Annotated in this window: 13 protein-coding genes; 9 read left to right on the top strand and 4 right to left on the bottom strand. The window is 62.0% G+C overall.

The features are described from left to right. Window positions 1-105: 105 nt before the first annotated feature. From ACR52_RS06785 to ACR52_RS06775, 3 genes are all read right to left on the bottom strand, one after another. A complete protein-coding gene (locus ACR52_RS06785) occupies window positions 106-2,004 on the bottom strand; it encodes a PhoX family protein (RefSeq protein ID WP_048722165.1) in 1,899 nt (632 codons plus the stop codon). A gap of 81 nt (window positions 2,005-2,085) precedes the next feature. Further along, on the bottom strand, window positions 2,086-2,850 hold the full coding sequence (locus tag ACR52_RS06780; protein WP_048722162.1) for a TOBE domain-containing protein: 765 nt from the start codon (window positions 2,848-2,850) through the stop codon (window positions 2,086-2,088). 57 nt (window positions 2,851-2,907) lie between these two features. Next, window positions 2,908-3,645, bottom strand: a complete 738-nt coding sequence (locus ACR52_RS06775) for a ComF family protein (RefSeq protein WP_048722159.1) — start codon at window positions 3,643-3,645, stop codon at window positions 2,908-2,910. Window positions 3,646-3,737: 92 nt separating this feature from the next. Between ACR52_RS06775 and bioB the strand changes: the two genes are divergently transcribed. From bioB to ACR52_RS06745, 6 genes are all read left to right on the top strand, one after another. Then, entirely contained in the window at window positions 3,738-4,793 is a 1,056-nt protein-coding gene (gene bioB / locus ACR52_RS06770) for a biotin synthase BioB (protein WP_048722156.1), read from the top strand. A 76-nt stretch (window positions 4,794-4,869) separates the two neighbouring features. Then, entirely contained in the window at window positions 4,870-6,051 is a 1,182-nt protein-coding gene (gene bioF, locus ACR52_RS06765) for an 8-amino-7-oxononanoate synthase (RefSeq protein WP_048722154.1), read from the top strand. Further along, complete coding sequence (locus ACR52_RS06760; protein WP_048722150.1) at window positions 6,044-6,775, top strand: alpha/beta fold hydrolase; 732 nt, start codon at window positions 6,044-6,046, stop codon at window positions 6,773-6,775. The genes bioF and ACR52_RS06760 overlap by 8 nt, the downstream gene beginning before the upstream one ends. Continuing rightward, a complete protein-coding gene (gene bioC / locus ACR52_RS06755; RefSeq protein WP_048722148.1) occupies window positions 6,768-7,580 on the top strand; it encodes a malonyl-ACP O-methyltransferase BioC in 813 nt (270 codons plus the stop codon). Before ACR52_RS06760 ends, bioC begins: the two co-directional genes overlap by 8 nt. Then, window positions 7,577-8,257 carry a dethiobiotin synthase gene (gene bioD / locus ACR52_RS06750; RefSeq protein ID WP_048722145.1) on the top strand — a complete coding sequence of 227 codons (681 nt, stop codon included), beginning with the start codon at window positions 7,577-7,579 and terminating at the stop codon, window positions 8,255-8,257. Before bioC ends, bioD begins: the two co-directional genes overlap by 4 nt. 104 nt (window positions 8,258-8,361) lie before the next feature. Then, entirely contained in the window at window positions 8,362-8,643 is a 282-nt protein-coding gene (locus ACR52_RS06745; RefSeq protein WP_048722142.1) for a hypothetical protein, read from the top strand. A gap of 249 nt (window positions 8,644-8,892) precedes the next feature. On the opposite strand, the gene ACR52_RS30765 is transcribed toward ACR52_RS06745, so the two are convergent. After that, entirely contained in the window at window positions 8,893-9,054 is a 162-nt protein-coding gene (locus ACR52_RS30765) for a hypothetical protein (RefSeq protein ID WP_161799288.1), read from the bottom strand. 29 nt (window positions 9,055-9,083) lie between these two features. Here ACR52_RS30765 and ACR52_RS06740 point away from each other — a divergent pair, with 29 nt between their 5' ends. From ACR52_RS06740 to ACR52_RS06730, 3 genes are all read left to right on the top strand, one after another. Continuing rightward, window positions 9,084-10,889, top strand: coding sequence for a phenylacyl-CoA dehydrogenase (locus ACR52_RS06740; protein ID WP_048722139.1), 1,806 nt, complete (start codon window positions 9,084-9,086; stop codon window positions 10,887-10,889). A 205-nt stretch (window positions 10,890-11,094) separates the two neighbouring features. Beyond that, on the top strand, window positions 11,095-12,384 hold the full coding sequence (locus ACR52_RS06735) for a GGDEF domain-containing protein (protein WP_048722137.1): 1,290 nt from the start codon (window positions 11,095-11,097) through the stop codon (window positions 12,382-12,384). A 90-nt stretch (window positions 12,385-12,474) separates the two neighbouring features. Continuing rightward, window positions 12,475-14,247 (top strand): acyl-CoA dehydrogenase C-terminal domain-containing protein, encoded by a 1,773-nt coding sequence (locus ACR52_RS06730; RefSeq protein ID WP_048722134.1) that lies wholly within the window; start codon window positions 12,475-12,477, stop codon window positions 14,245-14,247. Window positions 14,248-14,263: the final 16 nt, after the last annotated feature.

Here is a 14,263-nt window from a genome sequence, read left to right as displayed (position 1 = left end):
CACGGCGGTTGGCGGAGTACTTCAGATACCCAATTTGGGTGGTTTCAGGGCTGCTGCGCAGCCCAACGGGAGTAAGCTCCCTCGCCACAGAGGTGGTGTTGGCTCTTATGAACCGACGATGCCGCCATCATCCCGTCGAATCGCCATCACCGACGAGCGCGGCTTGCCATTCGGCAGATGTTCCGGGAACGTCGACCCACCGGTTTCGCCCGGATGCTGAATCCCCACAAACAGCGTTTTCTGATCTGGCGAGAAGCTGATGCCCGTCACCTCACAGGCCACCGGTCCTACCATGAATCGGCGAATTTCCCCGGTTGCAGGGTCGGCACAGAGCATCTGGTTATTGCCCATGCCGGCAAAGTCGCCCGCGTTGCTGTAGTCGCCATCGGTAAGGATCCACAGGCGCCCGGCCTTGTCGAAACCGAGGCCATCGGGGCTGTTGAACATGTTCTGCGGGTTGATGTTGGACGAGCCGCCCTTTGGCGTACCGGCATGTGCCGCCGGGTTGCCCGCGACCACAAACAAGTCCCAGCTGAAGTCGGCAGCGCCATGGTCATCGGCGTTGGCCTTCCAGCGCAGGATCTGGCCGTAGACGTTCTTCTCGCGCGGGTTCGGGCCGCCCACTGGCTGGCCGTCTTCGCCGCGCTTGGCGTTGTTGGTCAGGGTGCAGTAGACCTGGCCGTCGGTGGGGCTGACCACGATCCATTCCGGGCGGTCCATACGCGTGGCTTTCACCACGCTGGCGGCCAGGCGCGTGTGGATCAGCACTTCAGCCTGGTTGGCGAAACCGGTGCTGGCGTCGATGCCGTTTTTGCCATGGGTGAGTTCGACCCAGTGGCCTTTGCCCTTCGGATGATCGGCATCGCCGTCGCCTGCGTCGAAGATCGCCACGTACAAGGTGCCGTGGTCGAGCAGGTCTTTGTTGGCCTTGGGGTTCTTGTGATTGATCTTGTCGCGGCTGACGAACTTGTAGATGAACTCGCCGCGCTCGTCGTCGCCCATGTACACCACGGCGTGGCCGTCGCGGGTTTCAGCCAGCGCCGCGTTCTCGTGCTTGAAGCGGCCCAGGGCGGTGCGCTTGGCGGGTGTGGATTGCGGGTCGAACGGGTCGATTTCCACGATCCAGCCGTGGCGATTGAGTTCGTTGGGGTTCTTGGCCATGTCGAAACGCGGGTCGTGCTGATGCCAGTTGATGTCCTTGCTGGCGGCCACCACGCCGTAGCGTTTCTGCCCAGCGTCGAAGGTTTGCTGTGGGTTGCTGCTGCCGAAGCAGTCAGTAAAGTTCTCTTCGCAGGTCAGGTAAGTACCCCACGGGGTCTTACCGTTGGCGCAGTTCTGGAAGGTGCCGAGGGCGTTCTTGCCGGAGGTGTCGGCACTGGTTTTCAGCCAGGCATGGCCGGCAGCGGGGCCGCTCAGGTGGATCGGCGAGTTGCCGTGGATGCGCCGGTTGTAGCGCGAGTCCTGGACGAACTGCCAGGTGTCGCCCTGGCGCCGCACTTCGATCACCGACACGCCTTCGCAGGCCTGGGCCTTGTGCACGTCTTCGGCCGATTGCGGCGCGCCGCCGTGGGCGTAGAGGTAGCGGTAGTTGGTGTACTCGTTGTTGATCGCCATCAGTGCGCGGTTGTCGTCGCCGGGGAAGGCAAACAGGCTCATGCCGTCGTTGTTGTCGCCGAACTGTTGCTCCTGGGCCTTGGCCGTGCCGTTGCCGGACGGGTCGAAGGCCGGGGCGTTCTTGTGCAGCGGTTGACCCCAACTGATCAGCACCGAGGCGCTGTAGCCGGGCGGCAGGGTGATGGTGTCACTGGTGGCGGCGGCAATGCTGGCGAAACCCAGCAGCGGGCTGGCGTTGGCTGCGTTAACGGCCAGGGCGCTGCGGGTCAGCAGGTTGCCGCCCAGGAACATCGCCGCACCGCACAGGGCGCCGGCGCCGATAAAGCGGCGGCGGGTGAGGCCGACCATCTGTTCCAGGTCGGTGGCTTGGTTTTCTTCTAATAGGCTCATCACAGGCTCCTTTCATGCTTTTTGCGAACACCTTAAGGAGTGGCTGTGACGAAATTGTTGCAATTTGAAGGCTGGCGCCGCTTAGACCGGCGTGCCGAGCAACACGTTGCCGGGGGCGAATTGCACCTGGATCGGCTGACCCTCGATGGCGCGGAGTGCCTTGAGCGCGTCGGGCTGCGCCAAGGCACATAACACCTGGCCGTTGGGCAGGCCGATGCGCACCTCGCTGGGGCCGTCTTCGGCGTCGAAAATCGTCTCGATGACGCCGCTCATGCAATTGTGTCCAAGTGTTGCAGAATGCTCGGCGGCGAGTAATTCCAGCCAGCCGGCCTTGATCAGCGCGACCACTTCCACGCCCCTCTCCAGTTCCAGCCGTTGCGTGCTGTCGTGGGTGATTTGCGCCTCCAGGGTCAAGCCACCGGCCAACTGCAAGCGGATCAGGTCATTGCGGCCATGGCTTTCGATGGCGATGACTTGGCCATGTAATTGGTTACGCGCACTGGTACGCAGCATCAAGCGACCCAGCAGGTTGAAGTCGCTGGCAGCTTCGTCCGAGCCCAGTACCTCGGCCTGCAATACTTGCAGGCGCTGATAGAGGCGCAACACGCGCTCACCTTCGGCCGTCAATTTGGCCCCGCCGCCGCCCTTGCCGCCGACGCTGCGCTCCACCAGTGGTTTTTGCGCGAGGTTGTTCAGCTCATCGATGGCGTCCCAGGCGGCCTTGTAACTCAAGCCGGCGCTTTTGGCAGCGCGGGTGATGGAGCCCTGTTCCGCGATATGCCCGAGCAAGGCGATGCGCTGGGGGCGACGGATGATGTGTTGGCTGAGGGAAGTCGGCAGAGACATGGGAATACACTTCGATAAGGTGAGCGGACGTTGCCGCCCTGGCGCACGGGCGTCAAGTCATGCGCCCGGCTTGGGCGTGCGGGCCAGGCAGTACACGTCGACCTGCCGTGCGCCGGCGTCCATCAATAGCTGCGCCAGGCTGTGGGCGGTGGCGCCGGTGGTGAGTACATCGTCGACCAGGGCCAGGTGGCGCCCTTGCACCTGAGCGTCGGGTGCAAGGGCGAAGGCTTTGAGCAGGTTGCGTTTGCGGGTCTTGGCGTCGAGGGCCTGCTGGGCCACGGTTTCATGGGGGCGTAACAACAGGTGTTCATCATAGGCGATCTTCAGGTCGGCGCTGAGCCACCGCGCGAGCATCAGGGCCTGGTTGTAGCCGCGCTCGCGCAGGCGCTTGCGGGCCATGGGTACCGGCAGCAGGCAGTCGGGGCGGGTGAGTTCGGCGTTGTCGTAGCGGTGCTGCAGGTGATGCCCGAGCAAACGGCCCAGCATATGCCCGAGTGGCCAGCGCGCCTGGTGCTTGAAACGGCTGATCAGGGTGTCGACGGGAAAGCTGTAGGTCCAGGGGGCTATCACCTGTTTAAAGGCCGGCGGGTGTTTCTGGCATTGGCCGCAAATCAGACCGTCCATCGGCAAGGGTAGGGCGCAAACCTCGCACTGATCCATCAGCCACGGCAGCTCGGTTTCGCAGGCGTTGCACACGCAATCGATGGTTTGCGTAGGCTCATCGCAGATTAAACAGATCTGATTGTTTTTTAACCAGATGTAAGCCTCGTGTTTGTATCCAGGTTGACAGTGCATGAATCTTCCTTAAATATGCCGAGCATCCGTGTCGCGCCTGTGGGTATTGCCCTTCCCGCAGCGCTTGCCCAAGCATAATCAAGGAATCGCCCATGAGCGCCAGCACCACTGCCAACCTGCGTCACGATTGGTCCTTAGCTGAAGTAAAAGCACTGTTCGTGCAGCCGTTCAATGACCTGTTGTTCCAGGCGCAGACCGTGCACCGCGCGCATTTCGATGCCAACCGCGTGCAGGTGTCGACATTGTTGTCGATCAAAACCGGTGCCTGCCCGGAAGATTGCAAATATTGTCCGCAGTCGGGCCACTACAACACCGGCCTGGAAAAAGAAAAGCTGATGGAAGTGCAGAAGGTCCTCGAAGAGGCTGCCCGCGCCAAGGCCATCGGCTCGACGCGTTTCTGTATGGGCGCGGCGTGGAAACACCCGTCGGCCAAAGACATGCCCTACGTATTGCAGATGGTCAAAGGCGTGAAGGCCATGGGCCTGGAAACCTGCATGACCCTCGGCCGCCTCGACCAGGACCAGACCGAAGCCCTGGCCCAGGCCGGCCTCGACTACTACAACCACAACCTCGACACGTCGCCGGAGTTCTACGGCTCGATCATCACCACCCGCACCTACGGCGAGCGCCTGCAAACCCTGGCCTACGTGCGTGATTCGGGGATGAAGATCTGCTCCGGCGGCATCCTCGGCATGGGCGAGTCCCTCGACGATCGCGCCAACCTGCTGATCCAGTTGGCCAACCTGCCGGAGCATCCGGAGTCGGTGCCGATCAACATGCTGGTGAAGGTTGCCGGCACGCCGCTGGAAAACGCCGAGGACATCGACCCGTTCGACTTCATCCGCATGCTCGCGGTGGCGCGCATCCTGATGCCGCAATCCCACGTGCGCCTGTCGGCCGGCCGTGAGGCGATGAACGAGCAAATGCAGGCCCTGGCGTTCTTCGCCGGTGCCAACTCGATCTTCTACGGCGACAAACTGCTGACCACCGCCAACCCGCAGGCCGACAAGGACATGCAGCTGTTCTCGCGCCTGGGGATCCTGCCGGAAGCGCGCGAAGAGCACGCCGACGAAGTGCACCAGGCGGCGATCGAGCAGGCGTTGGTGGAGCAGAAGAGCAGCGAGCAGTTCTACAACGCCGTTGTTTGATTGAATGTCATCCCCTGTAGGCGCTGGCAAGCCGGCTCCTACAGTAGAATTTTTTACACACCGCCCCGAGGCCTGCATGTCTTTCGATCTCGCCGCGCGTCTCGCTGCCCGCCGTGCCGAACACCTTTACCGTCAACGCCCCTTGCTGGAGAGCCCTCAAGGCCCGCAAGTGGTGGTGGATGGCCAGCCGTTGTTGGCGTTCTGCAATAACGATTACCTGGGCCTGGCCAATCACCCGCACGTGATCGAGGCCTGGCGCGCCGGTGCGTCCCGTTGGGGCGTGGGCGGTGGCGCTTCGCACCTGGTGGTCGGCCACGCTACACCGCACCATGAGTTGGAAGAAGCGTTGGCCGACCTCACCGGTCGCCCGCGTGCCTTGCTGTTTACCACCGGCTACATGGCCAACCTCGGCGCGGTCACGGCGCTGGTGGGGCAGGGCGATACGGTGCTGGAAGACCGTCTCAACCACGCTTCCCTGCTGGATGCCGGCTTGCTATCCGGTGCACGATTCAACCGTTACCTGCACAACGACGCCGCCAGCCTGGCCAAGCGCCTGGAGAAGGCCACTGGCAATACGCTGGTGGTCACCGATGGCGTGTTCAGCATGGACGGCGATCTGGCCGACCTGCCCGCGCTGGCCCGTGAAACCCGGGCCAAAGGCGCCTGGTTAATGGTGGACGACGCCCACGGCTTTGGCCCGCTGGGTGCGAATGGCGGCGGGATCGTCGAGCATTTTGGCTTGAGCCAGGACGATGTGCCGGTGTTGGTCGGCACCCTGGGTAAAGCCTTCGGCACGGCCGGGGCGTTTGTAGCGGGCAGTGAAGAGTTGATCGAAAGCCTGATCCAGTTTGCCCGGCCGTATATCTACACCACCAGCCAACCGCCGGCGCTGGCCTGCGCCACCCTCAAAAGCCTGGAGCTGCTGCGCACCGAACATTGGCGACGCGAGCACCTGAATGGCTTGATTCGCCAGTTCCGCCAGGGCGCCGAGCAGCTTGGGCTGGACTTGATGGACAGCTTTACGCCGATCCAGCCGATCCTGATTGGCGACAGCGCCAGGGCCGTGCGGTTGTCGCAGATGCTGCGCGAGCGCGGCCTGATGGTCACGGCAATCCGCCCACCGACGGTGCCGGCCGGTAGCGCGCGTTTGCGCGTGACGTTGACGGCGGCCCACAGCGCGGCGCAGGTGCAGCTATTGTTAAACGCATTGGAAGAGTGTTTCCGCTTGCTTGGCGCCACGGAGCCCGACCATGCGTGATCGACTGATATTGCTGCCCGGCTGGGGCCTCGGCGTGTCGCCGCTGGAGCCGTTGGCCGCCGCCTTGCAAGGCCTGAACGAGCACCTGCGCGTACAGATCGAGCCCTTGCCGGCGCTGGATTCCAGCGACCTGGATGAATGGCTCGACGAACTCGACGCCACGCTGCCGGATAACGCCTGGCTCGGCGGCTGGTCCCTGGGCGGCATGCTCGCTTCAGAGCTGGCGGCGCGGCGCGGCGAGCGTTGCTGCGGCTTGCTCACCCTGGCGAGCAACCCGTGTTTCGTCGCCCATGACGGCTGGCCGAACGCGATGCCCACCGAGACGTTCGATGCGTTCCTGGCCGGCTGCCACGCCGACTCCCAAGTCACGCTCAAGCGCTTCGGCCTTTTGTGTGCCAAGGGCGCCGAAGACGCGAGAGGGCTTTCGCGGCTGCTGGTCAGCGGCGCGCCGAATACACCGTCCAGCCTATTGATGCCGGGCCTTGAACTGCTTGCCCAACTGGATACCCGTGCCGCTTTGCAGGCGTTTCGCGGCCCGCAGTTGCATCTGTTTGCCGGCCTGGATGGGCTGGTGCCCGCCGAAGCCGCCGGTGATTTGCTGGCGTTGCTCCCCGATGTAGAAATCGGCCTGATTGAACAGGCCGGTCACGCTTTTCTTCTGGAGGACCCCCATGGCGTAGCGGGGGCCATTCAGGCTTTTTTGCACGAGTGCGTCGATGACTGATTTATCCCATCCCCCCTTGCCGGGCGCCTTGCCGAACAAGCGCCAGGTAGCGGCGTCCTTTTCCCGCGCTGCGGCCAGTTACGACAGCGTGGCCGAGTTGCAGCGCGCCGTGGGGCATCAACTGTTGGCGCGTTTACCGGCTGCAATCGCGCCGCAACGCTGGCTGGATATGGGCTGCGGCACGGGGTATTTCAGCCGTGTGCTGGCCGGTTTGTTACCCGCCAGCCAGGGCCTGGCGCTGGACATTGCCGAAGGCATGCTCAACCACGCGCGGCCACTGGGCGGCGCCGGGCATTTCATCGCCGGTGATGCCGAGCGCCTGCCGTTGCAGGATGGCAGTTGCGGGCTGATCTTCTCCAGCCTGGCGGTGCAATGGTGTGCGAACTTTGACGCGGTGCTCAGCGAAGCCAATCGCGTGCTGCAACCGGGTGGCGTATTCGCCTTCGCGAGCTTGTGCGTGGGGACCCTGAATGAGTTGCGCGAAAGCTGGCGCGCGGCGGATGGCCTGGTGCACGTCAACCGTTTCCGCACCTTGGAGGCTTATCAGCAGCAGTGCGCAGCCAGTGGTTTGCGTGTGGTGAGCCTGGCGCGTCAGCCCCATGTGCTGCACTACCCGGATGTGCGCAGCCTGACCCATGAGTTGAAAGCGCTCGGCGCGCACAATCTCAACCCCGGTCGCCCTGGAGGGTTGACGGGCCGCGCGCGGATTGTTGCACTGGTGGACGCTTACGAGCAGTTCCGTCAGGCCCAGGGCCTGCCGGCGACTTACCAAGTGGTGTATGCCGTACTGGAGAAACCGCTATGAGCGCCGCTTATTTCATCACCGGTACCGACACCGATGTCGGCAAGACCACCATCGCCGCCGGCCTGCTGCATGCCGCGCGCCAGGCTGGCAGAAGCACCGCCGCCGGCAAACCGGTGGCCTCCGGTTGCCAGGTAACGCCCAAGGGATTGCGTAATGCTGATGCCCTGGCGCTGCTCGCCGAGTGTTCATTGCCGTTAAGTTACGCCGAGGTCAACCCGGTGGCATTCGAGCCGGCCATTGCGCCCCATCTGGCGGCACGTGAGGCGGGCGTTGCGCTAACAGTACAATTGCTGTTGAAACCCATGCAGCAGATCCTCGCGCGGCAGGCGGATTTCACCTTGATCGAAGGCGCAGGCGGCTGGCGCGTGCCCTTGGCCGATCAGGACAACCTGTCGGACCTGGCCATGGCCCTCAAGCTGCCGGTGATTTTGGTAGTGGGCGTGCGCCTGGGGTGCATCAGCCATGCGCTGCTGACAGCCGAAGCCATTGCGCGGGACGGTTTGCCACTGGCCGGTTGGGTGGCCAATATCATCGACCCCAAGACCTCTCGTCTGGAAGAAAACCTCGCCACCCTGGCCGAGCGCTTGCCCGCGCCGTGCCTGGGCCGTGTGCCAAAACTCAAGCGCGCCGGCGCCGAAGCGGTCGCCGAGCACTTGCAACTGGACCTACTTGACTGATTTTGGCTATCGGCAAGGCATTATGCCATTAGTGTTTTTGACGGGCCTTTTGCCTGGATGTCTGCTTCAATTCAACTTCACGATTCTCTAAGCAGGCCCACGCCATGGAAATCTCTGGCAGCAGCGCGTTTTATTCAGGTTTGAGCACTATTCAGGCCGGGCAGAGCCGTGTCGACCAAGCCGCCGGCAGAATTGCCAGCGCCGCGACTACCCAGCCGTCGGACGCACAGAGCGACCGTCTCCAAGCCAACGACCGCGCCCAGCCGTCCAACTCCGCCAGCAATATGGTCGAAATGGCCCAGGGCCAGTTTCAGGTGGAGTTGGGGGCGAAAGTCGCCAAGGCTTCGGATGAAATGCTCGGTACGTTGATCGACACCTTCGCCTGATCCCCGTTATGAGCGCCCGCTTGTTGTGGCGAGCGGGCTTGCCCCGCGTTGGGCTGCGTAGCAGCCCCCATCGAGGCCACTGCATTTATATCTGAAAGGTGTGTTTTCAGGCTTTGGGGCTGCTACGCAGCCCAACGCGGGGCAAGCCCGCTCGCCACAACAAGCCCGTTCGCCACAACAAGCTCCCTCACCACAACAAACCTCCTCGCCACATAAAGGCACTTCCCCTCGCCATTCCTCGGATTCTCTTCACCTCCCCAACTGTGGCATCCCGCCGCAGGCCTTGTCGTATGCGCTATTGATCGGTGTCATGACAAACGGCATCGGGACGACGCTTGACATCCCCAGGTCGTAAACGTATGTTTCAAACACCTGTTTGACCGCTACAACAAATCCCATGCGGTTGTTCATCCCAGATTCATCAGCAGAGGTTTATCGCTATGCCTGACTACAAGGCCCCCTTGCGTGATATTCGCTTCGTTCGTGACGAACTGCTCGGTTATGAAGCGCACTATCAGAGCCTGCCGGCTTGCCAGGACGCTACCCCGGACATGGTTGACGCCATTCTCGAAGAAGGCGCCAAGTTTTGTGAGCAAGTGCTGGCTCCGTTGAACCGCGTGGGTGACATCGAAGGGTGCACCTGGAGCGAGTCAGGCGTTAAGACCCCTACTGGTTTCAAAGAAGCCTACAAACAATTCGTCGAAGGCGGCTGGCCAAGCCTGGCCCACGACGTGGAGCACGGTGGCCAAGGCCTGCCGGAATCCCTGGGCCTGGCGGTCAGCGAAATGGTCGGCGAAGCCAACTGGTCGTGGGGCATGTACCCGGGCCTGTCCCATGGTGCGATGAACACCATCTCCGAGCACGGCACCCCCGAGCAGCAAGAGGCTTACCTGACCAAACTGGTGTCGGGCGAGTGGACCGGCACCATGTGCCTGACCGAGCCGCACTGCGGCACCGACCTGGGCATGCTGCGCACCAAGGCCGAACCTCAGGCTGACGGTTCCTACAAAGTCTCCGGCACCAAGATCTTCATCTCGGCCGGCGAACACGACATGGCCGACAACATCGTCCACATCGTACTGGCCCGCCTGCCGGACGCACCGGCCGGCACCAAAGGCATCTCGCTGTTTATCGTGCCCAAGTTCATGCCGAACGCTGACGGCTCGATCGGCGAGCGCAACGCAGTGACCTGTGGTTCCCTGGAACATAAGATGGGCATCCATGGTAACGCCACCTGCGTGATGAACTTCGACGCGGCCACCGGTTTCCTGATCGGCCCGGCGAACAAAGGCCTGAACTGCATGTTCACCTTTATGAACACTGCTCGCCTGGGCACCGCCCTGCAAGGTCTGGCCCACGCAGAAATCGGCTTCCAGGGCGGCCTGAAATATGCCCGCGACCGCCTGCAAATGCGCTCCCTGACTGGCCCGAAAGCGCCGGAAAAAGCCGCTGACCCGATCATCGTGCACCCTGACGTGCGCCGCATGCTGCTGACCATGAAAGCCTTCGCCGAAGGCAACCGTGCGATGGTGTACTTCACCGCCAAGCAAGTGGACATCGTCAAGTACGGCACCGACGACGACGCCAAGAAGCAAGCCGATGGCCTGCTGGCATTCATGACCCCGATCGCCAAGGCGTTCATGACCGAAGTCGGTTTTGAATCCGCCAACCACGGCGTGCAAATCTACGGTGGCCACGGCTTCATCGCCGAGTGGGGCATGGAGCAGAACGTTCGCGACAGCCGCATTTCGATGCTGTACGAAGGCACCACCGGCATCCAGGCACTGGACCTGCTCGGCCGTAAAGTGCTGATGACCCAAGGCGAAGCGCTCAAGGGCTTCACCCGGATCGTCCACAAGTTCTGCCAGGCCAACGAAGGCAACGATGCCGTTAAAGAGTTCGTTGCACCGCTGGCCGCGCTGAACAAAGAGTGGGGCGAGTTGACCATGAAGGTTGGCATGGCCGCGATGAAAGACCGTGAAGAAGTCGGTGCCGCTTCGGTGGATTACCTGATGTATTCCGGCTACGCTTGCCTGGCTTACTTCTGGGCCGACATGGCACGCCTGGCCGCCGAAAAACTGGCTGCCGGCACCACCGAAGAGGCGTTCTACACCGCCAAGCTGCAAACTGCGCGCTTCTACTTCCAGCGTATCCTGCCGCGTACCCGCACCCACGTGGCAACCATGCTGTCGGGCGCCAGCAACCTGATGGACATGAAAGAAGAAGACTTCGGCCTGGCTTACTAAGCCTTACCGGGTTCGCTTCAAAAGCCGCCGCTCCTTAAGGAGCGGCGGCTTTTTTTATGCGCGATAAAAAACCCCAGTGCGGCACTCAGGGATTGCCGGCGGCTGCCGTTACAGTGATGGCAATGTGATACATGCCGGGCAGGTTGTGCTTAACTGCTCGAATGAAGGCACTGTGCCATCTTTCTTGTGGGTCGGAGTTTTACCCTTGTTACGCGTTTCCGCTGTACGTTTCAGTCATTTTTTCCCTTCGTTGCTGCTGTTGCTGGCCGGGCTCTCGGCTGCGTACGTTAAAGACCTCAACGTGTTCTTCACCTCATTGTTCAACGTGCTGCCGACCCTGGTGCTGCTGCTTGGTGGTTCGTACTGCGCGGTTTATCGGCGCCAGCGTGAACTGTTCCTGATGATCACGGTGTACATCGCCTACTTCCTTCTGGACACCCAGACCGACTTCTACCGCGACAACGGCCGCGTGCGTGAAGACGCTGCAGTGATATTTCACCTGTGTTGCCTGCTGTTGCCGCTGCTGTTCAGCATCTACGCGCTGTGGCAGGAAAAGACCCACCTGTTCCGCGACTTCGTCGCACGCTGTGCGGTGTTGCTGGCCTTAGGCAGTGTGGCGCTGGCGCTGGAGCAAAGTTATCCCCAGGCGCTGTTGAACTGGTTGGCAGAGATTCGCTGGCCGGCACTGCATGGCAGCTGGATGAGCCTGATCCAGTTGTCTTACCCGATGTTCCTGATTGGCTTTGTTACCCTGGCGGCGCAGTACTGGTACCAGCCGCGTCCACTGCATGCAGCGCAGATGGTGGGGTTGGTGGGGTTGTTCTGGATGTTGCCGCAGACCTTTATCCTGCCGTTTACCCTGAACATCATGTGCAGCCAAGTAATGCTGATGATCGCTGCCGGCGTGGCGCATGAAGCCTATCAAATGGCCTTTCGCGACGAGCTGACCGGCCTGCCGGGACGTCGCGCCCTCAACGAACGCATGCAGCGTCTGGGGCGCAACTATGTGCTGGCGATGACTGATGTTGACCACTTCAAGCGTTTTAACGACACCCATGGCCACGACGTGGGTGACCAGGTGCTGCGCCTGGTGGCGAGCAAGCTGTCCAAGGTCAACGGCGGCGGACGTGCCTACCGGTATGGCGGTGAAGAATTCGCCGTGGTATTCGCCGGCCAGACCCTGGATGAGTGCATGCCGCACCTGGAAGAAATTCGCGAGATCATCGCCAATTACGACATCAAATTGCGCAACTCGGACCGGCCCCACGATGATCATCAAGGCCGTCAACGCCGGGCAGGCAGCGGTGCGTCAAGTGTTTCGGTGACCGTCAGCATCGGCGTGGCCGAACGCCAGGCCGAGCAGCGCACCCCCGAAGAAGTGCTCAAATCCGCCGACCAGGCGCTGTACGCCGCCAAGGGCGCGGGGCGTAACTGTGTGATCGCCGCCGGGCAAAACCGCCGCGGCGCCGTGCGTATGGAGAGTGCTGCCGGTTGAGTGATGGCGGTGTATTCAGCGGTTCTACAGTGATTGTTTGAGGCGCTGGCCGGCAGTAGGTTGAAACTATCTGCTGCCGGAGACATCGCCATGCCTGAATACAAAGCTCCCCTGCGCGACATGCGCTTTCTGATCGACCACGTGTTTGATTTCCACGGCCACTACGCCGCCCTGGGCGCGACGGATGCCAGCCCGGACATGGTCAGTGCGATCCTCGAAGAAGGTGCGAAATTTTGCGAGAACGTGCTCTCGCCGCTGAATCAAAGCGGTGACGAGGAAGGCTGCCATTTCGACAATGGCGTAGTCACTACGCCCAAAGGCTTCAAGGAAGCCTTCGCCCAGTACGTGGAAGGCGGCTGGCACGGCGTAGCGGCGGACCCGGCCTACGGTGGCCAAGGCTTGCCTCAATCCCTTGGGCTGGTGCTGAGCGAGATGATCGGCTCCAGCAACACGTCCTGGGGCATGTACCCGGGCCTGACCCACGGCGCGATGTCGGCGATCCACGCCCACGGCACCGATGAACAGAAAATCACCTACCTGAACAAGCTCACGGCCGGCGAATGGACCGGCACCATGTGCCTGACCGAAGCCCACTGCGGCACTGACCTGGGGCTGATCAAGACCCGCGCAGTGCCGCAAACGGATGGCAGTTACGCGGTGACCGGCAGCAAGATCTTCATCTCGGCGGGTGAGCACGACATGAGTGCCAACATCATCCACCTGGTGCTGGCCAAACTGCCGGATGCGCCGGCGGGCACCAAAGGCATCTCCTTGTTCATCGTGCCCAAGTTCCACGCGGATTCCGGCGAACGCAACGCGGTGCACTGCGGCTCCATTGAACACAAGATGGGCATCAAGGGCTCGGCCACCTGCGTGCTGAACTTCGACGGCGCCAAGGGTTTTTTGATCGGCGAGGCGAACAAGGGCCTCAACTGCATGTTCACCATGATGAACCACGCACGCCTGGGCACCGGGATGCAGGGCTTGTGCAATGGCGAAGCAAGCTTCCAGGGCGCGATCAAATACGCCAACGACCGCCTGCAAATGCGCTCGCTGACCGGTGCCAAGGCCCCGGAGAAAGCTGCGGACCCGATCATCGTCCACCCCGATGTGCGTCGCATGTTGCTGACCATGAAGGCGTTCAACGAAGGCAACCGGGCGTTGACCTACTTCACCGCGCAACTGTTGGATACCGCGCACCTGAGCAGCGACGCCGGCCAGCGTCAGGAGGCTGAAGACCTGTTGGCGTTCCTCACGCCGATCTGCAAAGCCTTTATGACCGACACCGGGCTGGAGGTGACGAACCACGGCATGCAGGTATTCGGCGGCCATGGCTATATTCGCGAATGGGGCATGGAGCAACTGGCACGAGATGCCCGAATTGCACCGATCTATGAAGGCACTAATGGCATCCAGGCGCTCGATTTGCTGGGGCGCAAGGTGCTGGGTAGCCAAGGCAAGTTGCTGCGCGGTTTTACCAAGATCGTGCATAAATTTTGCGCGGCGAATGCCGAGCATCCTCAGCTCAAGGCCCATGTGGCGCAGCTCAATCAGCTGAACCAGGAGTGGGGTGAGCTGACGACCAAGGTCGGCATGGCCGCGATGAAGAACCCTGACGAAGTGGGCGCCGCGGCGGTGGACTACCTGATGTACAGCGGTTACATCATCCTCGCCTACCTGTGGCTGCGCATGGCGATTGCGGCGTTGACGCACGATGACGCCGAGTTTGCCAAGGCCAAGCTGGCCACTTGCGACTTCTACTTCAAGCGTTTGCTGCCACGTACGGCGACCCATCGCGCCGCCGTGGAAGCGGGCAGTGACTGCCTGATGAGTCTGTCGGCGGAGGCGTTTACGCTGGAATGACCTAAAAATACCAATC

The organism is Pseudomonas fildesensis, assembly GCF_001050345.1.
In the GTDB taxonomy this organism is placed as follows: domain Bacteria; phylum Pseudomonadota; class Gammaproteobacteria; order Pseudomonadales; family Pseudomonadaceae; genus Aquipseudomonas; species Aquipseudomonas fildesensis.
The sequence above is the reverse complement of the archived record's forward strand: the minus strand, read 5'-3'. Positions and strand labels throughout refer to the sequence as shown.

Coding starts and splice junctions, on each gene's coding strand:
- ACR52_RS06785 (WP_048722165.1), bottom strand. CDS start 2,004: ATGAGCCTATTAGAAGAAAACCAAGCCACCGACCTGGAACAGATGGTC.
- ACR52_RS06775 (WP_048722159.1), bottom strand. CDS start 3,645: ATGCACTGTCAACCTGGATACAAACACGAGGCTTACATCTGGTTAAAA.
- ACR52_RS06745 (WP_048722142.1), top strand. CDS start 8,362: ATGGAAATCTCTGGCAGCAGCGCGTTTTATTCAGGTTTGAGCACTATT.
- bioF (WP_048722154.1), top strand. CDS start 4,870: ATGTCTTTCGATCTCGCCGCGCGTCTCGCTGCCCGCCGTGCCGAACAC.
- ACR52_RS30765 (WP_161799288.1), bottom strand. CDS start 9,054: ATGAACAACCGCATGGGATTTGTTGTAGCGGTCAAACAGGTGTTTGAA.
- bioC (WP_048722148.1), top strand. CDS start 6,768: ATGACTGATTTATCCCATCCCCCCTTGCCGGGCGCCTTGCCGAACAAG.
- ACR52_RS06730 (WP_048722134.1), top strand. CDS start 12,475: ATGCCTGAATACAAAGCTCCCCTGCGCGACATGCGCTTTCTGATCGAC.
- bioB (WP_048722156.1), top strand. CDS start 3,738: ATGAGCGCCAGCACCACTGCCAACCTGCGTCACGATTGGTCCTTAGCT.
- ACR52_RS06780 (WP_048722162.1), bottom strand. CDS start 2,850: ATGTCTCTGCCGACTTCCCTCAGCCAACACATCATCCGTCGCCCCCAG.
- ACR52_RS06740 (WP_048722139.1), top strand. CDS start 9,084: ATGCCTGACTACAAGGCCCCCTTGCGTGATATTCGCTTCGTTCGTGAC.
- ACR52_RS06760 (WP_048722150.1), top strand. CDS start 6,044: ATGCGTGATCGACTGATATTGCTGCCCGGCTGGGGCCTCGGCGTGTCG.
- bioD (WP_048722145.1), top strand. CDS start 7,577: ATGAGCGCCGCTTATTTCATCACCGGTACCGACACCGATGTCGGCAAG.